At 69.1% G+C, this 22,191-nt stretch carries 21 protein-coding genes; 15 read left to right on the forward strand and 6 right to left on the reverse strand.

Annotation, left to right across the window (positions count from 1 at the left end; translation table 11 throughout):
• Positions 1-530 precede the first annotated feature (530 nt).
• From FKV23_RS14505 to FKV23_RS14545, 9 genes are all read left to right on the forward strand, one after another.
• Positions 531-1,988 (forward strand): trypsin-like peptidase domain-containing protein, encoded by a 1,458-nt coding sequence (locus FKV23_RS14505; RefSeq protein ID WP_141624495.1) that lies wholly within the window; start codon positions 531-533, stop codon positions 1,986-1,988.
• Positions 1,989-2,006: 18 nt separating this feature from the next.
• On the forward strand, positions 2,007-2,366 hold the full coding sequence (locus FKV23_RS14510; RefSeq protein ID WP_141624496.1) for a hypothetical protein: 360 nt from the start codon (positions 2,007-2,009) through the stop codon (positions 2,364-2,366).
• Between the two features lie 7 nt (positions 2,367-2,373).
• The gene (locus FKV23_RS14515) at positions 2,374-2,931 is read left to right on the forward strand and encodes a phage holin family protein (protein ID WP_244244022.1); all 558 of its coding nucleotides are present in this window, start codon (positions 2,374-2,376) and stop codon (positions 2,929-2,931) included.
• Complete coding sequence (locus FKV23_RS14520) at positions 2,928-3,287, forward strand: hypothetical protein (protein WP_141624497.1); 360 nt, start codon at positions 2,928-2,930, stop codon at positions 3,285-3,287. The genes FKV23_RS14515 and FKV23_RS14520 overlap by 4 nt, the downstream gene beginning before the upstream one ends.
• Positions 3,288-3,543: 256 nt before the next feature.
• Positions 3,544-4,092 carry an ECF-type sigma factor gene (locus tag FKV23_RS14525; protein WP_141624498.1) on the forward strand — a complete coding sequence of 183 codons (549 nt, stop codon included), beginning with the start codon at positions 3,544-3,546 and terminating at the stop codon, positions 4,090-4,092.
• A complete protein-coding gene (locus tag FKV23_RS14530) occupies positions 4,089-6,893 on the forward strand; it encodes a serine/threonine-protein kinase (RefSeq protein ID WP_141624499.1) in 2,805 nt (934 codons plus the stop codon). Before FKV23_RS14525 ends, FKV23_RS14530 begins: the two co-directional genes overlap by 4 nt.
• A 206-nt stretch (positions 6,894-7,099) precedes the next feature.
• Entirely contained in the window at positions 7,100-7,690 is a 591-nt protein-coding gene (locus FKV23_RS14535; RefSeq protein ID WP_141624500.1) for a cupin domain-containing protein, read from the forward strand.
• A gap of 189 nt (positions 7,691-7,879) precedes the next feature.
• On the forward strand, positions 7,880-8,623 hold the full coding sequence (locus tag FKV23_RS14540) for an HAD family hydrolase (RefSeq protein WP_141624501.1): 744 nt from the start codon (positions 7,880-7,882) through the stop codon (positions 8,621-8,623).
• Positions 8,620-10,068 (forward strand): leucyl aminopeptidase family protein, encoded by a 1,449-nt coding sequence (locus tag FKV23_RS14545; protein ID WP_141624502.1) that lies wholly within the window; start codon positions 8,620-8,622, stop codon positions 10,066-10,068. Before FKV23_RS14540 ends, FKV23_RS14545 begins: the two co-directional genes overlap by 4 nt.
• On the opposite strand, the gene FKV23_RS14550 is transcribed toward FKV23_RS14545, so the two are convergent.
• Positions 10,056-10,970: a LysR substrate-binding domain-containing protein gene (locus FKV23_RS14550; protein WP_244244023.1), complete on the reverse strand. Its 915-nt coding sequence runs from the start codon at positions 10,968-10,970 to the stop codon at positions 10,056-10,058. The two genes, FKV23_RS14545 and FKV23_RS14550, sit on opposite strands and share 13 nt — an antisense overlap.
• 119 nt (positions 10,971-11,089) lie before the next feature.
• Here FKV23_RS14550 and FKV23_RS14555 point away from each other — a divergent pair, with 119 nt between their 5' ends.
• Entirely contained in the window at positions 11,090-11,803 is a 714-nt protein-coding gene (locus FKV23_RS14555; protein WP_141624504.1) for an FMN-dependent NADH-azoreductase, read from the forward strand.
• 36 nt (positions 11,804-11,839) lie between these two features.
• Here the strand turns inward: FKV23_RS14555 and FKV23_RS14560 are convergent, their stop codons facing one another.
• Genes FKV23_RS14560 through FKV23_RS14580 form a run of 5 tightly spaced genes read right to left on the reverse strand, consistent with a single transcriptional unit; the run spans position 11,840 to position 16,130 of the window.
• Positions 11,840-12,376 (reverse strand): hypothetical protein, encoded by a 537-nt coding sequence (locus FKV23_RS14560; protein ID WP_141624505.1) that lies wholly within the window; start codon positions 12,374-12,376, stop codon positions 11,840-11,842.
• Positions 12,377-12,414: 38 nt separating this feature from the next.
• Positions 12,415-13,047, reverse strand: a complete 633-nt coding sequence (locus tag FKV23_RS14565) for a response regulator transcription factor (protein WP_141624506.1) — start codon at positions 13,045-13,047, stop codon at positions 12,415-12,417.
• Between the two features lie 53 nt (positions 13,048-13,100).
• Complete coding sequence (locus tag FKV23_RS14570; RefSeq protein WP_141624507.1) at positions 13,101-14,366, reverse strand: sensor histidine kinase; 1,266 nt, start codon at positions 14,364-14,366, stop codon at positions 13,101-13,103.
• 40 nt (positions 14,367-14,406) lie between these two features.
• Positions 14,407-15,189: an ABC transporter permease gene (locus tag FKV23_RS14575; RefSeq protein ID WP_141624508.1), complete on the reverse strand. Its 783-nt coding sequence runs from the start codon at positions 15,187-15,189 to the stop codon at positions 14,407-14,409.
• Positions 15,189-16,130 carry an ABC transporter ATP-binding protein gene (locus FKV23_RS14580; RefSeq protein WP_141624509.1) on the reverse strand — a complete coding sequence of 314 codons (942 nt, stop codon included), beginning with the start codon at positions 16,128-16,130 and terminating at the stop codon, positions 15,189-15,191. Before FKV23_RS14580 ends, FKV23_RS14575 begins: the two co-directional genes overlap by 1 nt.
• A 253-nt stretch (positions 16,131-16,383) precedes the next feature.
• On the opposite strand from FKV23_RS14580, the gene FKV23_RS14585 reads away from it, so the two are divergent.
• The 5 genes from FKV23_RS14585 to FKV23_RS14605 all read left to right on the forward strand — a co-directional run bounded on the left by FKV23_RS14585 (position 16,384) and on the right by FKV23_RS14605 (position 22,162).
• Entirely contained in the window at positions 16,384-17,274 is an 891-nt protein-coding gene (locus FKV23_RS14585) for an SMP-30/gluconolactonase/LRE family protein (protein WP_208543297.1), read from the forward strand.
• Between the two features lie 159 nt (positions 17,275-17,433).
• Positions 17,434-18,687 (forward strand): efflux RND transporter periplasmic adaptor subunit, encoded by a 1,254-nt coding sequence (locus FKV23_RS14590; RefSeq protein ID WP_141624510.1) that lies wholly within the window; start codon positions 17,434-17,436, stop codon positions 18,685-18,687.
• A gap of 127 nt (positions 18,688-18,814) precedes the next feature.
• Positions 18,815-19,519: an ABC transporter ATP-binding protein gene (locus FKV23_RS14595; RefSeq protein WP_141624511.1), complete on the forward strand. Its 705-nt coding sequence runs from the start codon at positions 18,815-18,817 to the stop codon at positions 19,517-19,519.
• 152 nt (positions 19,520-19,671) lie between these two features.
• Positions 19,672-20,829, forward strand: a complete 1,158-nt coding sequence (locus tag FKV23_RS14600) for an ABC transporter permease (protein WP_141624512.1) — start codon at positions 19,672-19,674, stop codon at positions 20,827-20,829.
• A 16-nt stretch (positions 20,830-20,845) separates the two neighbouring features.
• Complete coding sequence (locus tag FKV23_RS14605; protein WP_141624513.1) at positions 20,846-22,162, forward strand: ABC transporter permease; 1,317 nt, start codon at positions 20,846-20,848, stop codon at positions 22,160-22,162.
• Positions 22,163-22,191 lie beyond the last annotated feature (29 nt).

Raw genomic sequence — 22,191 nt, forward strand, 5'->3', positions numbered from 1 at the left:
GTCACGGCCGGAGGTGATGCGTTGATTGTGTCGATGATGGCCGCATGGGCCGGCAACCGCCGACGCGCATGCCCGCGGCAGCGTCGGACGCGCCGCGGATGAAACTGAAAAAAGTCGTGTTGTACCGGGCGAAATGCCGTGCCTGCGTCACTGCGCGCTCCCGTGGTGAAACGGGTTGACCCGAGCCGGGTAAACGCTTGGGTTCACAACAGCTTGGGTTCACAACGCGATCACAACCACTAGATGTTGTGTGTCGCCGCAGGGGCCCAAGCTACGCCCGGGTCGGGAAGCTGTCAACGGGTTTTTGATGTCCGTCACGCAGTTTGAGCGCTTGGGCATTCGGCATGGGTGAATACCCTCACGCTGTACGATGCGGCATCCTCGCAGGGACCGGCAGTGGCGCGGCCGCTTCAAGCAGCAGCGTTTCATCCGGGCACGTTTCATTCAGGATTTAGGGCCGATGCCCGAGACTGAATGCCGAAGGAGCCCGCTCCGAGGGTGGGCACGCACCAGTACCCGAACCCGACTCCATGAAGACCGCAACCAAGACGCTTCTCGCTTTGACCCTGGCCGCTGCCTTCGGCGGCTTCGTCGCCACCGCGATGCGCGACGCACTGCAAGCCCCCGCCGGGGCCAGCCCGCCGGCCGTCGCCGCAGCGCCTGTTGCCGCCGCGCTCGCACCGGCCACGGTGGGTGCGCTGCCGGCTGCGGTCGACGGCAAGCCCTTGCCGTCATTGGCGCCGATGCTGGCCCGGGTCACCCCGGCGGTGGTCAGCGTGCACACCAAGCAGCGGGTGCGGGTCAGTCCGTTCGGCAACGACCCGATGTTCCAGCGCATGTTCCCCGAGCTGACCCAGGAACGGATCAACGAATCGCTGGGTTCGGGAGTGATCGTCGATGCCGGGCGCGGCTACATCCTGACCAACCATCACGTGATCGAGGGCGCCGACGAGGTGTCGGTGACCCTGTCCGATGGCCGCACCCTGTCGGCGGACTTCGTCGGCTCCGATGCCGATACCGACATCGCGGTGATGCAGATCGCGGCCCGGGACCTCAACGCCCTGCCGCTGGCCTCGGCCGACACCCTGCAGGTGGGCGATTTCGTGGTCGCGGTCGGCAATCCGTTCGGGATCGGGCAGACGGTGACCTCGGGCATCGTCTCGGCGGTCGGCCGTTCGGGCCTGCGAGGGCTGGGCTACCAGAACTTCATCCAGACCGATGCCTCGATCAACCCGGGCAACTCCGGCGGCGCGCTGGTCAATCTCAACGGCGAGCTGGTCGGTATCAATACCGCCAGCTTCAATCCGCGCGGCAGCATGGCGGGCAACATCGGCCTGAGCTTCGCGATCCCGATCGGTCTGGCGCGCAGCATCATGGAGCAGCTGATCAGCAACGACGGCGTGGTGATCCGCGGCACGATCGGAATCGAAGCCCAGGCGGTGACCGCGCGGCTGGCGCAGGGCCTGGGTCTGGGCGATGCCCGTGGCGCGCTGGTCAACCGGGTCTATTCGGGCTCGGCCGCGGCGGCGGCCGGGGTGCAGGTCGGCGACGTGATCGTGGCCGCCGATGGCCAGCGCATCGACGACCCGGCATCGCTTCGCAACTTCGAGGGCCTGCAGCCGGTCGGCAAGCGGGTCGCCCTCGACATCCGCCGCGACGGCAAGCCGCTGCAGGTGACGGTGGCGATCCGCGAGCAGCCGCGCACCCTCGCCGGCGGCGAACTCGACGAGCGGCTGCAGGGCGCGGTGTTCACCGAGTTGCCGGCACGGCTGCGCCAGGCCGGCGCCAGCGGCGTGCTGGTCGAGTCGGTGGCCAACGGCAGCCGCGCCGCGCAGAACGGTCTGCGCGCCGGCGACGTGGTGATCGGCGCGAACAGCGGCCGTTTCGACGATCTTCCCGGTTTCCGCGCCAGCTTCACACGGCCTCCGGCACAGTTGGTATTTCGTGTCGTGCGCGGTGGCCGTCCTGGCAACCTGCCGATACGCTGACCCCCAAGGAGACCCCACATGCCCACATCCACCGACAACCTGAAGTCCCATCTCGGCGAAGCCGGCAGCCATGCCAAACAGGCCGCGCAGGACACCCGCGATGCAGTCCGCAGCGCCGCCGAAGCCGCCGGCGAGGAGCTCAAGCTTGGCAGGGCCAACGTCAAGGCCGATCTGGCCGACAGCGCGCTGGCTGGGCTGGCCGCCGCCGAGGAGGCCGGCGGCGCCGCGCGCGAGCAGATGGATGCCCTGATGGAAAAAGGCCGCGATCTGATCGACAGCGCCGCCGAGTTGGTGCGTGAGCGCCCGCTGACGTCGTTCGGTGTGGCCTTCGCGGCCGGCTTCGTCCTTGCCAAGCTCGCCAGCAGCAACAACAAGTAAACGACGGGTGAGCAACGAGAGCACCCGGCCGGAGGACGGACAGCCCAACGGTTCGCCGAAGCCGGAGCCCCCGGGGCCGGACTCGCCAGGACAGGAACAGGGCGCCAACGGCGAAACGGCGAAGGAGCGGGCCGGCTTCGAGCAGGCGATGCGCGACATCGGCGGCGCCGGCCGCGAGAGCCTGGGCGCGGCCGCCGATGCCGCGCGGGCACTGCGCGGGCTGCTGCTCGCCGACCTGTCGCTGGCGCGCAGCGCACTCGGCCACGCGCTGGCATGGATGGGCGTGGCACTGGCCTTCGGCGCCGCCGCCTGCCTGCTGGCGATGGGCGCGGTGATCGCGTTGTTGCAGGCGCTGGGGCTGTCATGGCTTGCCTCGCTGTCAATCACCGCGGCGACCTCCATCGCAGTGACCGCGCTGGGGGTCTGGATGGTCCTGCGCTACCTGCGCCACACCAGCCTGGAAGCGACCCGCCGCCAACTGCGCCGGATGGGGTTGGGCGACGAAACCGACGGCGCGGATGAAGACGGCCTCGCCGGCAACGACATGGGAGGGACGCCGCGATGAAGTTCCAGACCCTGCAACGGCGCGTGGAGCGCCGTGAACATCTGCTCGATGCACGCGTCGGAAAGGCGCGCGATTGCGCCGGAGAACTCAAGCAGAGCTGGCGCTCGGCCTGGACGCCCGGACGGATCGTGATCGCCGGCCTGGTCGCCGGCTTCGTCGCCGGCCGCGCGGAACCGCTGCGCTACGCCGCGCAAAGCGGCGACCTGGTCAAGCTGGTGTCGATGATCTCCAGCCTGTTCGCCGCAGGCGCCGCCACCGAAGCCGCCGACGTGGCGAAGCAGGCCACCGACAGTGCCGCCGCCCCCGGGGCGCCATCGGGCGGCGCGGCGCCGCCGCGTCGGGTGCCGGCGGCCTAGCTGCCACGCTTCGCTGACCCTGCTCTTCATGGTGTACGGCGACCTGCTGGCGGTGCCGCTGCTGGTGTGCGTGAAGCTGGTGCTGGAACGCATCGAGTATCTGGACGGCTGGGCGCGGCTGCTGGAGTGACCACGTGGGACGGCGGACGCGCCGGCCCGGGCCAGCGCAACGGTGGCCGCAGCAGACAATGTCCGCCGTTGATCCGGAGGCGACGCCCGATAGCCATCCCGTCGTCCCAATGCCGGCGAGGCAGGCATGAACCTGGCCACAGACGACATCACCCAGTTGCTCGAACGGTCGCGACGCGGCGACACGGAAGCCGGCGGGCAACTTCTGGAGCTGATCTACGCCGACCTGCGCCGGATCGCACGCGCACGCCTGCGCGGCGAGCACGCCGACACCCTGAACACCACGGCGCTGGTGCACGAGGCCTGGCTGGCGATGGCGCAACATCAGCAGGCCAGTTTCGGCGACCGCCGGCATTACCTGGCCTATGCCGGCAAGGCGATGCGACACATATTGATAGACCGCGCCCGCCGCCGCACGGCCGGCAAGCGCCAGGCCGACCCGGTCGTCGCGCCGCCACCGCATGCCGATGATTCGCTGGAACTGCTCGCCCTCGACCAGGCGCTGTCGCGGCTGGCGGCACTCAGTCCGCGGCTGGCGCGATTGGTGGAACTGCGCCTGTTCGCCGGCCTGTCCGCGAGCGAGACCGGCACCGTGCTCGGGGTCACCGAGCGCACCGTCGAGCGTGACTGGCTGAAGGCGCGTGCCCTGCTCGCGCAGTGGCTGGGCGCACCATGAACCCCGACCTCGCCCGCCGCTGGGCCGAGGTGGACGCCGTGCTCGACGAACTGCTCGAGCAACCAGAAGCACGGCGCCGCGACTGGCTGCAGGCCCGATGCGCCGACATCGAGCTGCGCGCCCTGGTGCTATCGCTGCTGGATGCAGACAGCAGCCACGGGGCGGCCCTGGAGGCGCGCGCGGCCGCCGTCCACGACTGGCTTGGCGCGCAGGCCGACGCGTTGCCGGACGTGCCCGGCTACCGGGTGCTGCGCCTGATCGGCGAAGGCGGCATGGCCAGCGTGTTCCTGGCCGAGCGCATGTTGGGCGAGACCGTGCAGCAGGTCGCGCTCAAGCGCCTGCGACTGAACGTCTACGACCCGCGGGAGCGCCGCCGCTTCGAACACGAACACCGGATCCTCGCACGCCTGGAGCACCCGCACATCGCCCGCCTGATCGACGCCGGCATTGCCCCGGACGGGGTGCCGTGGTTCGCGATGGAATACGTCGAGGGCGAACCGCTGATCGCCTGGTGCAACGCGCGCCGGCTCGGCATCGACGCGCGCCTGGACCTGTTCGCCGACATCTGCGCCGCGGCGCACTACGCGCACCAGCACCTGGTCGTGCACCGCGACCTCAAGCCGTCCAACCTGCTGGTCGACGGCGAGGGCCAGGTGCGGCTGCTCGACTTCGGCATCGCCCGTCTGCTCGAGCCCGACACCGGCGACCCGCAACGCACCGGCACCGGCCTACGCCGGCTGACCCCCGGCTACGCCGCACCGGAGCAGTACACCGGCCAGGCCAGCACCGCGACCGATGTCTACGCACTGGGCGTGGTCCTGGTCGAGCTGCTGAGCGGGCAACGGCCGCTGCCCGGCACCGCACCGGGCGCGGACCCGATGCGCGACCTCACCATCACCCGCGACGATGCCGACACCCGCGCGACCACGCCGCGCGCGCTCACCCGCCTGCTGTCCGGCGACCTCGGCACCATCGCGCGCAAGGCGATGCGCAGCGAGCCGGCCCTGCGCTACGGCTCGGCCCAGGCCCTGGGAGATGACATCGCCGCATTGCGCGCCGGGCGCCCGGTCGCGGCCCGGCGCGGCGACTGGCGCTACCGTGCCGCCTGCTTCGTCCGCCGCAACAAGGCTGCGGTCGCGGCCTCGGCGCTGATCACCGTGACCCTGGTCGCCGCGACCGGCATCAGCCTCGACCAGGCACGCCGCGCGCGTGCCGAGGCGGCGCGCGCGCAGGCGGTGCAGGCCTTCGTCGAGAACATGCTGGCGCCGTTGCGCTCGGGCGTGCCGGCAACCAGCTTGCCGAAGCTGGACGAAGTGCTGGCGCGAGGCGTGCGCGACCTGGAAAACCGCCGTCAGCATGACCCGGAGGTGTACGGCGAACTGCTGGTGATGTTCGCCCGCACCTACGAGCGCATGGGCGAGTCACGGATCGCAGGCGATCTCGCCCAGCGTGCCTACGAACATGCCGAACAGGTCTTCGGTCATGATGACCCGCTCACCGCACGCGCACTGGCGCTGCGCGGACGCGCCCGTCTGGGGCAGGAGGATCTTGCTGAAGCGCGCGCCGACCTCGAAGCAGCGCGCCGGCTGATGCGCCGCCATGGCATCGAAGGCGTGGCGCTGGCCGAGGTACTGGACGACCTCGGTCTCCTGCAGGTCCACGCACGTCGTCCGGCCGAGGCGATCCCCTTGTTCACCGAAGCGCAACGCCAGCGTGAATCCGAACTCGGACCGCAACATCCGGACCTGTCGATCGGCTACTCCAACCTCGCCCTGGCCGAACATGAACGGTCCAATACGGAAAAGGCGCTGACACTGTCGGAACAGGCATACCGGCATCGCGTACAGCACGAAGGCGCCGACACCCGCGAGGCCGCGATCCTGCTCGGCAATGTCGCCAAGATCAAAGGTTCCCTGGGCCGTTTGCACGACAGTGCCGAGGACCACATGGCGTCGCTCGCCGTGTTCGACCGCCTTGGGCTGCGCGATCCGCCGGATCGGTTCAACCTGGCGCTCGCCGCCTGCAGCGACTGGTGGAAGCTCGACGACCTGGAGCGGGCCCTGCCCCAATGCGAGATGGCCATCGGTATCGCCGAACAGCACTGGGGCGCCGACAGCCGGCAACACACGGCCGCCCGCCGCTACCGCATGGCCATGCTGACCTCGCTGGGGCGGCTGCGCGAAGCCCACACCGAGGCTGCGGGCATCCGCGCGGCCCTGCAAGCAATGGCCGGCGAAGGCGCCGATCTGGGCCTGCTGATCCTGACGGCGTGGTCCAGCAAGCAACAGGAGGTCGAGGGTGACCATGTCGGGATGCGCGACAGCCTGATCCACGTGTTCCGTGAACTAGGCGATACCCATTGGTCACTCCCGGTCATACGCGCCCGGCTCGCCCTCGCCTGCACGCATGCCCCGGCCCCCGACTGCCCCTCCGGCCTGATCGAACACGCCGATCGCGAGGCGAGCGACCCCGGCTGGCGCCGGCATCCGATGTGGATCGAAGGGCAACTGACACTCACCCGGGTGATGCTCGTGCAAGGCGATATCGCACAAGCCCACGCCCGCCTCGACGACGTCGAATCCATCGCCAATCAACCGCACGTACGCCTGCCGCCAGGCCATCGCTGGCTGGCCCAGGCCCGGATGCTGCGCGGCGACGCCTTCGCCGCGCAGGGCGACCACGCCGCCGCCGAACGCGAATGGCAAGCCGCCGAATCCGTCTTCGCCGCGCGCTACGCCGCCGATCACCCGTTCCGGCGCGGATTGGCACACCGGCTGCAGCAACCGGAAGCGGCGCGCTGATCCTCGATCCGCTGATCCTCGACCCCGGACCGGCACCGGTTCGGCGGCACCTTCTTTCCGGTCCCGATGTCGGATTTGGCCCCTGCTTGCGCTTGTGGTGATGAGGGCTGCGTCCCGCCGCCCCGCAGGTGGTTTCCGGTTTCCAATGCTGCCACGGCAGCGGCCGGAGACCGCTGGCATTCGACCGAACCAGAGAGGAGAGCGGCATGAACGGCACGGCAAGTAACTCCCGGCGGACCAAGCTGGCACTGTTGATCGGCGCAAGCGTCCTGGTGGCCACGAGCGGAATCGCCCTTGCGGGATTCATCGCGTACAGGGCGGACGGCGCGATCGACTACTCCGGGCTGACGAACGGTCCGGCGACACTGACCTATCGAGAACTCGTGACCCCGGTCGGAGAAACCACCGGCGGCTGGCACTACCACCCCGGATATGTCTACAACGTCGTCGAGCAGGGCACGATCACGGTCGAGGATGGGTGCGGTGAAATCGAGACGTTCAGCGCGGGAGAGGCATTCGAGAAGACCGACGGCCGGGTCCACAGAGCCTACAACCTCGGAGACGAGGACGTGATCGAACACAACATGTTCATCAACCCCCCGGGCAGGCCGCTGGGCGTGTCGATTCCGGGCAACCAGCGCCGCTGCGGCCCGCCCCGCAACGTCGGCGAGTGCACCAACGACGGCTGGGCGAAGTTCGACCATCCGCACGCGTTCGCCAACCAGGGCACGTGCATCGCCTACGTCAACAACCGGCCCACCCGCACCATCCTGGTTCCCGCGGACCCACTCCCGTAACCGCCTTCACATCGATGCCGTCGTCCCAGGTTCGCTGCCGACGGCATTTCGGCCACCATGTATTCCGCCACGACCTCAAGTCACTGCAGGCCGGCATGAAACCGGGCCGGCCGCGTCGGGGCCGGTCCGGCAGTACGCGACACCGCAGTTCGGGCACGTGCCGGTAGAATGGCCGGCATGTCGGCATGCATGTCTTTCCCCGTCCGCGCGATCACCCTCGATCTTGATGACACCCTGTGGCCGTTCGCGCCGATCGGCGCCCGCATCGAGCGCGTGCTCGACCACTGGCTGCGCCAGCACTGCCCGCGCACCGCGGCGCGGTTCCCGATTCCGGAGATGCGCGCCCTGCGCGAACAGGTGTTCGCCGAGAACGCAAGCCTGCTCCACGACCTGACCGGACTGCGCAAGCTGAGCCTGGTGCGGGCGATGGAACTGAGCGGCGATGATCCGGCCCATGCCGAGGCCGCGTTCGAGGTGTTCTACGCCGAGCGCAACCGGGTCGAGTTCTACGACGATGCCGAACACGCACTCGAGCGGCTCGCCGCGCGGGTGCCGGTGGTCGCGCTGAGCAACGGCAATGCCGACCTGCGCGTGATCGGCATCGACCATCACTTCGCGTTCTCGCTCGGCGCGCGCGAACACGGCGCGGCCAAGCCCGAGCCCAGCATCTTCCACGCCGCCTGCGATCGCCTCGGCCTGCCGCGCGAACAGGTGCTGCATGTCGGCGACCACGTCGATATGGATGTGGCCGGTGCCTGCCGCGCCGGCCTGCGCAGCTGCTGGCTCAACCGGCCGGATGACGCTGACGAAGTTGCCAGCTGGCCGCACGCCGACATCCGCCCCGACCTCGAATTCACCACCCTCGCCGCGCTGGCCGACTGGCTCGACACCAGCCATGCCGCCACCGCGGCACCGACACTGGAATCCGCATGACCCTCCCCGAAGCCTTCACCACCGAAACCCAGGACGCCCTTCCGCTGCATGTGACCACCCGTGGCGGCTTCAACGACTGGCTGCAGGCACAGCCGGCGACCGTGCAGGCCTGGGTTGGCGCACAGGGCTTCGACGGCTCGGCCGGGAGTGCACTGGTGTTGCCGGATGCGGAGGGTGCAATGGCCGGCGCGGTGATTGGCGTCGAGGACCCGCTCGACCCCTGCGCCTACGGCCACGCGCCGTTCGCCCTGCCCGCGCGCAGCTGGTCGCTGGCCACGGAGCCCGATGCCAGCGCGTCCGATGACAGCGCGCCTGGGGACAGCACGCCTGGGGACAGCACGCCTGGGGACAGCACGCCTGGTAACAGCCGCCGCGCCGCGCTCGAACTCGGCTGGGGCCTGGGCAGCTACCGCTTCACCCGCTACAAGGCCCCGCTGCGCGCACCCGCGCAACTGGTGGTCGAAACTGCCGACGGCGAGAGTTTCGACGTGCTCGCCGCCTGCACGCGCGTGCGCGACCTGGTCAACACCCCGACCGAGGACATGGGCCCCGACCAGCTCGAAACGGTGGTACGCGGAATCGGCAAAGAGCACGGCGCCGAGGTCGAGGCCGTGACCGGCGACGAACTGCTCAAGCAGAACTTCCCCGCCATCCACGCGGTCGGCCGCGCCAGCCACCGCGCGCCGCGCCTGATCGCCCTGCACTGGGGCGACGAAGGCCAGCCGCACCTGTGCCTGGTCGGCAAGGGCGTGTGCTTCGACAGCGGCGGCCTCGACATCAAGCCGGCCGACGGCATGCGCAACATGAAGAAGGACATGGGCGGCGCCGCGCACGCGATCGCGCTGGCCGAGCTGGTCATGGCGCGCAAGCTGCCGGTGCGGCTGACCCTGCTGGTGCCGGCGGTGGAGAACAGCATCGGCCCGAACGCGTTCCGCCCCGGCGAGGTGATCGCCACCCGCAAGGGCATCAGCGTGGAGATCGACAACACCGACGCCGAGGGCCGGCTGGTGCTGTGCGATGCGCTGGCCCATGCCGGCGAACTGTCGCCGGACCTGATCGTCGACTTCGCCACCCTGACCGGCGCCGCCCGCATCGCGCTCGGCCCCGATCTGCCGGCGCTGTTCGCCAACGACGACATCCTCGCCAACGCCTGGCTCAACGCCGGCGAAGCCACCCGCGACCCGGTCTGGCGGATGCCGCTGTGGCGTCCGTACCTGCGCTACCTGACCAGCAACATCGCCGACATGGCCAACTCCGGTTCGAAGATGGCCGGCGCAGTCACCGCCGCGCTGTACCTGGAGCGCTTCGTGCCGGGCGACAAGCCGTGGGCACACCTGGACGTATATGCGTGGAGCGACAACGCCCGCCCGGGACGTCCCGCCGGTGGCGAGGCGCTGGGCCTGCGCTCGGCGTTCGCGATGCTGAAGGCGCGTTACCGCGCCTGATATCCCGCTTCGCGCGGCAGTTCCAGCGGCGGCAGGTCCAGGATCCAGTCGCGCAGGGTCGCCAGCCAGCAATCCTCGCGCCGCGCTTCCTGGTACACGAGGTGGAACGGCTCGGCCTCGAGCGCCGGCCCGAACGGATTGAGCAGCGAGCCGGCGCGCAGTTCGTCGGCCACCAGCGCCAGGCTCATCAACGCCACCCCCTGCCCGGCGAGCGCGGCGGAGATGGTGTGGGTCTCGTCGGAGAACACCGGACCGGGCCCGGCATCCAGGCCGGGCACCCGCGCCTGCGCCTGCCAGGCCCGCCAGTCCACCGGCGCACTGCGCGCGCCCGGCGGTGCGAAATGCAGCAGGGTATGGCGCGGCAGCTCGCGCGGATCGCCCAGCTTCAGCAACGGGCTGCACACCGGCGCGAACACGTTGTCGAACAGCTTGTACGACACCAGCCCCGGCCAGCGTCCGTGGCCGTAGCGGATCGCGACGTCGGCCTCGATGCCGTCGAGCGCGACCGGCTCGTGCGAGACGTGGATGCGCAGGTCCAGGTCGGCGCAGGCCTCACGCAACTGCGGCAGGCGCGGCAGCAGCCAGCGCGAGGCCACCGCCGGCGTCGCGCTCAGGGTCAGGCTGCGGCGTTGTGGCGTGCGCACGCGCTCGACCGCCTCGGCAATGTTGCCGAAGGCGCCGGTCAGGGCGCGCTGCAGTTCCGCGCCCGGCGGGGTGATCAGCAACCGGCGCGGCCGGCGCACGAACAGGGCCAGGCCGAGCTCGTCCTCGAGCTGGCGGACCTGGTGGCTGATCGCCGCCGGGGTCACCGACAGCTCATCGGCGGCGTGCTTGGCACTGCCCAGGCGGGCGGCCGCCTCGAACGCGCGCAGCGAGGACAGGGAGGGCAGGCGCCGGCTCATGATTTAGTTTTACTCATCCATTCTTGAAAAAAATATCGTTTGTCGCCTTTTGTATCAGGCCATAGCGTGTGGATCACGGCCCTGAGCCGTCAATGATCCTAACTCAAAGAGGTGATCCGATGACCCGCCTGCTGCACCTGGACGCCAGCGCCCGCCCCGGCCTTCGCGGCGTCGACCCGCACGGCTCGTACAGCCGCGCCCTGAGCCACCGCTTCGTCAGCCGCTGGCACGCCGCGCGCCCGGCCGACCCGATCCGCTACCGCGATCTTGGCGCCGCGCCGCCGCAAGGGGTCGACCACGACTGGATCCGGGCCGAGTTCACCCCGCACGACCGGCGCGATGCGCAGATGATCGAGCGTCTGGCCGAGAGCAACGCCCTGGTCGACGAACTGATCGACACCGATCTGTTGGTGATCGGCGCACCGCTGTACAACTTCGGCATGCCGACGCCGCTGAAGGCCTGGGTCGACGGCATCGTGCGCATCGGCCGCACCGTGGTGTTCGACCCCTCGCGCGGCGACGACCCGTACGTGCCGCTGCTGGCCGACCGGCCGCGGCGCGTGGTCGTGTTGTCCTCGCGCGGCGGCCATGGCATGGACGCGGGCGGCCCGCTGGCGCACATGAACCACCTGGAGCCGCATCTGCGCACCGCGCTGGGCTTCATCGGTATCCACGACATGCACAGCATCGCGGTGGAGAACGAGGAGTTCGGCGGCGAGCGGCTGGCCGCCTCGGTGGCCGAGGCACATGCCAGGGTCGATGCCCTGGTCGATACGCTGCTGGCCGGAACGGCCGCGACTGCCGCCACGACACCGGCGACGGCAGCGGCCTGAACCGAAGTACCGATCGTTGCCGGACGAACGAGCTGGCTACGGCGCGCCCGCAGCGGCAACGGCGTCCTGCAATGCCGCCTCGGCGGGCGGGTCCAACGCTCCGGCGTGACGCCACAGCACCTTGCGATCGCTGTCGAGCAGCACGAGGTAGGCATCGTCCTCGTCCTGGTAGCCAGCCAGCGCCCTCCACTGCGGTGTTTGCGCGTCGATCAGCAGGAACCGCGGATGCAGGGCGGCCGGCACCGATTTGCGCATGCCGCGCACCGCCAGGCCGCGAAACGGCGCCGGGATGTCCTCGACCATCGCCACCTGATACACCACCAGACCTGTCGCACACGCATCGTGGATGGCGAGTCGACGCGACCAGGCCGCGGTCTGCGTGCTGGACGCACGGGTGAATCCGATCACCAGCAGCACCGGACATGGCGTCAGGTCCGCCGGCAGGCGCACCTGTTTCCCTTCCAGCGACTGCACCGACTGTTCCGGCATCGGTGCGCCTGCCTGTGCCAGCGCCACGAACAGGACCGCCGGCACCAGCGCCGCGAACATCTTCACCACGCGTATCTTCTTCACTCTTGCCTCCATCGCGCGTGCCGCCCGGATCGGCCGCATCAGAGCCACCCCTTCTGCCGTGCCAGCCGGAACGCCTCGATGCGGTTGCCGACGCCGAGCTTGCCGATCGCCTCGGACAGGTAGTTGCGCACGGTGCCCTGCTTGAGATTGAGCTTGCGGGCGATGTCGCCGGCGCTCAGGCCCTCGCCGGCCAGCCGCAGCACCTGCCGCTCGCGGTCGTTGAGCGGATCGGCTTCGCCCCAGGCTTCCAGCGCGAGTTCCGGATCGATCGCGCGGCCGCCGGCATGCACCTTGCGCAAGGCCTCGGCCAGCTGCTCGGCCGGGGCATCCTTGAGCAGATAGCCGGTCACGCCGGCATCCAGCGCGCGGCGCAGGTAGCCGGCGCGGGCGAAGGTGGTGACGATCACCACCCGCGTCTTCAGTTCATGGCGCTGCACGCGTTGGGCCAGCTCCAATCCAGTGAGACCCGGCATCTCGATGTCGGTGACGAGGATGTCGGGTGCGTGCCGTTGCAACGCGCGCCATGCGGCCTCGCCCTCGGCGACCGCAGCGACCACCTCGATGTCGTCTTCCAGCCCGAGCAGGGCCGACAGCGCGCCACGCACCATCGCCTGGTCCTCGGCCAGTACGACGCGAATGGTGGACGAAGGAGTCGCGGATGCCTGGGTCATGTCGCAATCATGGATGACGGCCTCTGCATCGTGCATGCTTCCGGGCCGTCGGCTCAATGCCCGGGCGTCGTCGCGGCATCGTCCAGTGCCGAGCCGGCGTCTCTTGCGGATGCCGGTACGGGCGCCTCCTCGATTGTCGGCTCGATTGTCGGCTCGATGGCCTGCTCGATCGCCTGCCCCATCGCCGGCAATGGCAGACGCGCTTCCACGCAGGTGCCATGGCCGCGCCGCGACTCGATCCGCAGCCTGCCGCCCAATCCTTCCACCCGCTCGCGCATCCCGCCCAGGCCGTTGCCGGGCACGATGTCGCCGCCACGGCCATCGTCCTCGACCCGCAGCACGACGTCGCCGTCGACCTCGTGCAGTTCGACCCGGGCCTGCTGTGCCCGGGCATGGCGCTGCAGGTTGGTGACCGCCTCGCGCAGGACCATGGCCAGGGTGGTCTCGTGTCCGGCCGGCAACGGTGGCAGGTCGGCGCGGTAGTCGAATGCGATACCGTCGGTTTCAAGCAGCAGCCGCGCCGATGCCAGTTCGGCGGCGATACCGGCGGAGCGGATGCCGGTCACCGCGCGCCGCACCTGCGACAGCGCCTGGCGGGCGACCCGGCTGACTTCGTCGATCTCCTGGCGCGCGGCACGTGGATCGCGTTCGAGCAGGCGCGCAGCGAGATCGGACTTCAGCGCCACCAGCGACAGGGTGTGCCCGAGCAGGTCGTGCAGGTCGCGACCAATGCGCTCGCGTTCGGCGAGGGCGGCGAGCCGGCGCACCTCGTCATGCGACATGCGTAGCGCAGTGTTGCTGCGCTTGGTGATGGCCTCGAAATGGGTCACCAGGCCGATCACAAAGCTCACCACCGGCAACCACGCCACCGCCATCCACGGATAGCCGAGGTAGAACGCCCAGCCGATGGCAAGCACGTTCAGCACCATCAGCCGCAACAGGTAGCCCCACATCGAAGCGCCAATCCCGAGGCGGAGCATCACGCAGCCGAACGCGAAATAGCTCAGCCCGGATGGGTACCACAGCGGCAACAGCACCAGGCACAGGGCGACCATGCCGTAGGCGTATCGGGCCACCCGCCGCGGCGCGACCAGCAGCGTTTTCGCATACAGCCACACGAACAGCGGATAGGAGAGCAGCGTCAGCAGCAGCCAGCGCAGGTCATGGCCGGCCGGCGTGAACGCCGGGGTGATGAACACCCACACCGACCACAGCAGGTGGATGGCATCGGTCCAGGGCGACCTGCCTTCGCGCAGGGCACATTCCACCTCCGAACCCGGCTCGGGCTTCAACCATGCAGGCAAGGGGCGGGAGGGCATCGGCAGGCGTCCGGATGGGAGGATGCAGGCGGAAGGTGGCTCATGCGGCCGTGGCCAGGCGCCGACGCGCCAGCAGCAGGCACACCACCGCAACCCCGGCCAGCACCATCAGGTGCAACCACAACGGCTGACCGGCATCGCGGCCGACCACCTTCAACGCGATCTGGCCCAGATGATACGACGGCCACAGCGGCGCGACCGCGCCCAGCCACGACGGGAACGCAGCCAGTGGCACCACCAGTCCGGACAGGAACGACATCGGCAGGTAGACGATGTTGATCACCGCCGGCGATGCATCGCCACTGCTCACGGTGCCGAGCCACAGCCCGAGTGCGCAGAACGGCAGCATGCCGAACACGTTGACCGCGAACAGGCCCAGCCATTGCATCGGCGCCAGCGACACCCCGGCGAGCGTCGCCGCGATCACCGCCAGCAGCAGCGAGCAGACCGAAGCGAACAGCATCGCCGAGGCGATCTTGGCACCAAGCCAGGCACCGGCCGGCATCGGCAGCGCGCGCTTGAGCGCGAGCAGGCCACGCTGGCGGTCGATGGCGACGTTGACGCCGAAGCCGAACAACCCCACGCCCATTACCCCGAACACGCCGTAGGTCGCCAGCATGTATTCGGAAATCGCTGTCCCACTCACCGGGCTGCCGTTGCCGCTCGGGGCCAGCAGCACGCCGAACAGGGTGTAGAACAGCGGCGCAAACAACAACGTCGGCACTGCGAATGCTGGCGTGCGCAACACCCGCAGGATCTCGCAGCGGGCCTCCAGCCACCACGCACGTGCGCTGGAATGACGGCTTTCGACCATGGCGTTCATCAGGCCACCTCCTTCATCGCCGGCATTGCGGCGTCCTCATTGCGGGTCAGTGCCAGGAACGCATCGGCCAGGCCGGCGCGCTGCACTTCCAGTTCCATCAACAGGGCATCATCGGCGAGCAGCCGCCGCACCACCGGTTCGGCGGCGTCGACGATGATCTCGAGCTTCCACCCGGATGCCTGTTCGCCTTCAAGACGCACCTCGCGCACCTGCGGCCAGGCCGCAATCACGTCCGCCGGCAGCGAGGTGGTGCAGCGGATGCGCCGTTGCGACACACGTGCGCGGATCTCCTGCACGCTGCCTTCGACGATGAGATGCCCCTTGTCGATTACCGCGACGCGGTCGGCCAGCGCCTCGGCCTCCTCCAGGTAGTGGGTGGTCAGCAGTACCGCGCAGCCATCCGTAACCAGCATGCGGATCGCCTTCCACATCGCCTGCCGCGCCTCGATGTCGAGACCGGTGGTCGGCTCGTCGAGGAACAGCAGCTTCGGGTTGCCGCACACCGCCAGCGCGAACTGCACGCGGCGCTGCTGGCCGCCGGAAAGCTTGCCGTAGCGGCGCTCCATCAGGCCGTCCAGGCGGGCCATCGCCACGCAGTCGGCGATGCTGCGCGGGGCCGGGTAGTAGCTGCGGGTCAGCTCGAGCAGCTCACGCACCTTCAACGTGTCCTGCACTTCCGCCGCCTGCAGCATCACCCCGACCTGGCGGCGTGCGGCGATATCGCGCGGGTTGCGGCCGAACAGCTCGACGGCACCGGAGTCGGCCGCCTGCAGGCCGAGCAGCAAAGCGATCGCGGTGGTCTTGCCGGCGCCATTCGGCCCAAGCAGGGCGAGCAGCCGCCCCGGGCGCAGTTCCAGGTCGATGCCGGCCAGCGCCTGCACGGTACCGTAGGCCTTGTGCACGGCATGCAGGCGGGCGGGGATAACGGCATGGACAGCCATCGCATGGGCTCCTGTCGGGAATTTCCTGTGTCGGCAGGATCGCGCTGGCACGCCGATGATGGCAGTGGAGGTTGCCATCCGGTACGCATGACAGGTGTCATCCGTTCGCCGCTGCGACCGCCGCCGCGCCAATCTCTGCCGACGTGTACGCTGTCGACGCCCCATCCGAACACCACTCCAGGCAGGAGCTGCAATGGCGCCCACTTCCGTTCCGATGTTTCCCTCGCGGGCCCTGGTGGCCGCCCTGCTCACGATGCTGCTACTCGCCGGCTGCCCCGGTCCTCATGCGGTCGCGCCATCGGGCGAGCGGCTGTACGAGGCGAGCGACTTCGTCGGCGATGGCGTGTTCACCGCCGGCATCGAAGGCCCCGCTACCGGCGCGGACGGCGCGCTCTACGCGGTCAACTTCGCCCGTGAGGGCACCATCGGCCGGGTGGTGGAGACCGCCGACGGCCGCGGCGAAGCGACCCTGTTCGTCGAACTTCCGGAGGGCAGCGTCGGCAACGGCATCCGCTTCGACGCCGACGGCTTCATGTATGTGGCCGACTACACGATGCACCGCATCCTGCGCATCGATCCGTCCGGGCAGTCGATCGGCACCTTCGCCAGCCTGCCCGACGCGCACGGGCCCAACGACATCGCCTTCGCTCCGAACGGCATGTTCTATGCCAGCGATCCCGACTGGAGCAGCAACAGCGGCCAGCTCTGGCTGGTGCTGCCGTACGGCGCCGTGCGTTTGCTGGAAAGCGGCATGGGCACCACCAACGGCATCGAGGTCAGCCCCAACGGCCGTCGCCTGTACGTCAACGAAAGCGTGCAGCGGCGGGTGTGGGTGTACGACGTCGACATCTTTTCCGGCAACATCGACAACAAGAGGCTGTTGATCGAGTTCCCCGACCACGGCCTCGATGGCATGCGCACGGACTTCCACGGCAACCTGCACATCGCCCGCCATGGCGCCGGCGAAGTCGCAATCGTCTCGCCGGCGGGCGAGCTGCTGCGCACGGTGCGGTTGCGCGGCCGCAAACCGAGCAATGTGGCCTTCGGCGGCGCGGATGGCCGTACGGTCTACGTGACCCTGCAGGATCGCGGTGCGATCGAGCGTTACCGCAGCGAGCTCCCGGGGCGTGAAACCGGTTACTGACGACCCGCACGACGCACGGATGACAGCTGTCACTTGGAACGACGACGCTGCAGGGGGATGCTGTCGACCTCCGGAACGATCCGGAACTGACTTCCGGCAGGTTGGCGCCATGCTGCGGCTGGGGTCACACTTGGCACGATCAAACGTCATGGATCGAGGATGAACAGCTCAGCCGACCTGTTGAAGGAACTCCGTATCGACCGCCAGAGGCCGCCTGCGCCGCCGTCGCGGCGCGGGCTGTGGATCGCACTCGGCGTACTGGCTGGCATTCTCGTGCTGGCGTTGATCGGTTGGGTTGCGTTCGGCCGCGACGGCGCGCCGGAAGTACGCACCGCGACCGCAGTCGCGATCGGTGGCGGCGGCGGCAACGCCTCGGTCCTGGATGCGACCGGCTACGTGGTCGCGCGCCGGATGGCGACGGTGTCGGCGAAGATCACCGGCCGTGTCCGCGAGGTGCTGATCGAGGAAGGCCAGACCGTCGAGGAAGGCCAGGTGCTGGCCACGCTGGATCCGGTCGACGCCAACGCCCAGCATGCACTGGCCCGATCGCAGCTGGCCGCCGCGCACAGCCAGGCCAGCAGCATCCAGGCGCAGTTGCAGGAGGCCGAGGCCAATGCCCGCCGGCTGACCACGCTGGTCGACCAGCAACTGGTCTCCAGGTCGCAGCATGAGCAGGCGATCGCCCAGCGCGATGCCCTGCGCGCGCAGCTGGAAACCGCACGCCGCAATGCAGCGGTCGCCGCCGAGCAGTTGGAGATCGCCGGGATCGGCGTCGACAACACCGTCGTGCGCGCCCCGTTCGCGGGCGTGATCATCGCCAAGGCGGCGCAGCCGGGCGAGATCGTCTCGCCGCTGTCGGCCGGCGGCGGCTTCACCCGCACCGGCATCGGCACCATCGTCGACATGGATTCGCTCGAGGTCGAAGTCGATGTCGGCGAGTCCTTCATCGGCCGGGTGCAGCCGAAGATGCCGGTCGAGGCCACCCTCAACGCCTACCCGGACTGGAAGATCCCGGCCGAGGTGATCGCGATCATCCCCACCGCCGACCGCGGCAAGGCCACGGTCAAGGTGCGCGTCGCACTCAACAGCAACGATCCGCGCATCGTGCCGGACATGGGGGTGCGGGTGAGCTTCCTGGAAAAGAACGATCCGGCCGCGGAAGACGCACCGCCGCCCGGCGTGCTGGTGCCGGCCACGGCGGTCGCGTCGCGCGACGGCGGACGCATCGCCTTCGTGGTGGGGGGCGACAACACGGTCGCGCAGCGCAGCGTGCGCATCGGCCGTACCCTCGGCAACGACCTCGAGGTCACCTCAGGACTGGCCGGTGGCGACAGGGTGGTGCTCGAACCGCCCGCGGCGCTGGCCGACGGCAGCCGGGTCAGGATCATGGAGGGCGCGGCGTCGAACCGCTGAGCCTTCGTTCGTCATGTTGGTGATGGCCGCGCCGATGGCGTGGCGGCAGGAAAACAGGCCGGGAACGATGACCGGCGACCGTTCAACCCATCGGGCGTACCGGCCCGACCGAAGCGAGGCCACACATATGACTGCCCTGGTTTCTCCACTCGTATCCATTCGCAACCTCACCAAGACCTACCAGCGCGGGCCCGAGAAACTGGAAGTGCTGCACGGGCTCGACTTCGAGATCCCGGCCGGCGACTTCGTCGCCCTGATGGGCCCGTCGGGTTCGGGCAAGACCACCCTGCTCAACCTGATCGGCGGCCTCGATGCGCCCACCGGCGGCGAGATCGAGATCGAGGGCCAGCGCATCGACACCATGAGCGCCGGCCAGCTCTCGCACTGGCGCAGCCAGAACGTCGGCTTCGTGTTCCAGTTCTACAACCTGATGCCGACCCTGACGGCGCAGAAGAATGTCGAACTGCCGCTGCTGCTGACCCGGCTCGGCGCGGGTGATCGCAAGCGCCGTGCCGAGATCGCGCTGCAACTGGTCGGCCTGTCCGAGCGCGGCAAGCACAAGCCCAACGAACTGTCCGGCGGCCAGCAGCAGCGTGTGGCGATCGCCCGCGCGATCGTCTCCGATCCGAAGCTGCTGATCTGCGACGAACCGACCGGCGACCTCGATCGCCAATCGGCCGAGGAGATCCTGGAGCTGCTGCAGACGCTCAATCGCGATCATGGCAAGACCATCGTGATGGTCACCCACGACCCCAAGGCTGCCGAATACGCCACCCACACCCTGCATCTCGACAAGGGCACCCTGGTCGAGCAGGTGCGCCGCGTGGCGTGACCCTGAAAGCCCTTCTCCCTCCGGGAGAGGGGTTGGGGTGAGGGTACGGCGGAGCGACTGTGGTTCGCCGCCCCTGCCCTCGCCAAACCCTCATCCGGCGCTTCGCGCCACCTTCTCCCGGAGGGAGAAGGAAACCTCCGAGGATGTATTCGATGAAATACCTCCACCTGATCTGGGCCGCGCTGTTCCGCAGCAAGACCCGTACCCTGCTGACCCTGCTGTCGGTGATCACCGCGTTCCTGCTGTTCGGCCTGCTCGACTCGGTCCGGGTGGCCTTCGCCGCCGGCGGCGACATGGCCGGCTACAACCGGCTGGTGGTCGCCTCGCGGCTGTCGATCACCCAGATGCTGCCGGCGCGGCTGGAATCGGACATCGCGAATGTCCCCGGCGTGAAGCTGGCCGTGCGCGGCGCCTGGTTCGGCGGCATCTACCAGGACCAGCGCAATTTCTTCCCGAACATGTCGGTCGGCGATGGTTTCTTCGAGATGTACCCGGAGTACCAGATCGCCCCCGAGCAGTTGCAGGCGTTCGAGACCACCCGCATCGGTGCGGTCGTCGGCGAGTCGCTGGCGCAGCGGCACGGCTGGAAGGTCGGCGACACCATCCCGCTGCAGGCCACCATCTTCCCGACCCAGGGCAGCAACAACTGGGAATTCAAGCTGGTCGGCACGTTCCGGGTCACCGAGTCCAAGCGCAAGGGCGAGGAGAACGCGCTGTATTTCCGCTGGGACTACTTCAACGAGGCCAACGACTTCGTCAAGGACCGGGTCGGCTGGTGGATGGTGCAGCTCGACGACCCGGAGCAGGCCGACCAGATCGCCCAGACCATCGACAAGCTGAGCGAGAACTCCGACCACGAGACCAAGACCCAGAGCGAGCAGGCCTTCAACCAGGCCTTCATCAAGCAGTTCGCCGACGTCGGCATGATCGTCAGCGGCATCATGGGCGCGGTGTTCTTCACCCTGCTGTTGCTGACCGGCAACACCATGGCGCAGGCGGTGCGCGAACGCATTCCGGAACTGGCGGTGCTCAAGACGATCGGTTTCAGCGACCGCAGCGTGCTGGCACTGGTGCTGGTGGAATCGGTGCTGCTGCTGGTGCTTGGCGGGGTGATCGGCCTGGTGCTGGCGGCGGTGATCATGCCGGTCATCAGCACCGTCAGCGGCGGCGCGGTGCAATTGCCGACCGTACCCGGCGTGACCTGGGCGCTGGGCATCGCGCTGATGGTGGTGATCGGCCTGCTGGTCGGTGCCCTGCCCGCACTGCGGGCGATGCGGCTGAACATCGTCGATGCGTTGGCCGGCCGATAAGTAAGGAGGAGCGGATATGAACCGGATCAAGAAGTGGCTCGGCAACCTTGGCGTGATCCTGATGCTGCTGGCCGGGCTGGTCGCCTGGATCATGCTGCCGTGGCCCGGCGTGCTTGGCGCCGCGGTGCTGGCGGCCCTGTGGCTGGCCTTCACCCGCAGTGGGCGACTGGCGCTTGAAGCGACCCGGATCGGCATCGCCAGCCTGCCCCAGCGCTGGGGCGCGTCGTCGGTGATCGTGATCGGCATCGCCGGCGTGGTCGCGGTGCTGGTGGCGATGCTGGCGATGGGCGCCGGCTTCCAGAAAACGCTGGAGCAGACCGGCCGCGACGATACCGCGATCGTGCTGCGCGGCGGTTCGCAGGCCGAGACCAACTCGGTGATCACCCGCGACCAGGTGCCGCTGATCACCAGCCTGGCCGGCATCGCCAAGGACGAAAGCGGCCGACCGCTGGTGTCGCCGGAGCTGTCGCAGGTGGTCAACATGGTCACCAGGTCCGACGGCACCGACGCCAACGCGCAGCTGCGCGGTGTCGGTGATGCCGGTTGGGCGATCCGCCCGCAGCTGCAGATCGTCGAAGGTCGCCGCTTCGAGTCCGGCAAACGCGAGCTGGTCGTCGGCCAGGGCGCGCACAGGCAGTACGTGGGACTGGAGGTCGGCAACACCCTGCGCCTGGCCAACCAGGACTGGACCGTGGTCGGCAAGTTCGCCTCCGGCGATTCGCACGATTCGGAACTGTGGGCCGATGCCGAAACGCTCGGCGCGACCTACCAGCGGACCTCCTACCAGTCGGTCACCGTACGCCTGGACGGTGCGGAAGGCTTCGAACCGTTCAAGGCGGCGATGGCCGCCGACCCGCGCCTGAAGCTCGACGTGCTGACCACCAAGAACTACTACAGCAAGCAGTCCGAAGGGCTGACCAAGCTGATCAAGGCCCTCGGCACGATCATCGGTGCGATCATGGCGATCGGCGCAGTGTTCGGCGCGCTCAACACCATGTATGCGGCGGTCGCCGGCCGTGCCCGCGAGATCGCGACCATGCGTGCGATCGGCTTCCGTGGCCTGCCGGTGGTGGTGGCGGTGATGCTGGAGACCATGCTGCTGGCCCTGCTCGGCGGCCTGATCGGCGGCCTGATCGCCTGGCTGGTGTTCAACAACTACAGCGTGTCCACGTTGAGCGGCAATTTCAGCCAGGTGATGTTCCAGTTCAGCGTCTCGCCGGAGCTGCTCTGGAACGGCCTGAAGTGGGCGCTCGGCATCGGCCTGGTCGGCGGCCTGTTCCCGTCCCTGCGCGCGGCGCGGCTGCCGGTGACGGAAGCGTTGCGCTCGGCGTGACCACCTCGCCATCGGGCAACGGAAAGGCC

Source organism: Lysobacter alkalisoli (assembly GCF_006547045.1).
Taxonomy (GTDB): Bacteria; Pseudomonadota; Gammaproteobacteria; order Xanthomonadales; family Xanthomonadaceae; genus Marilutibacter; species Marilutibacter alkalisoli.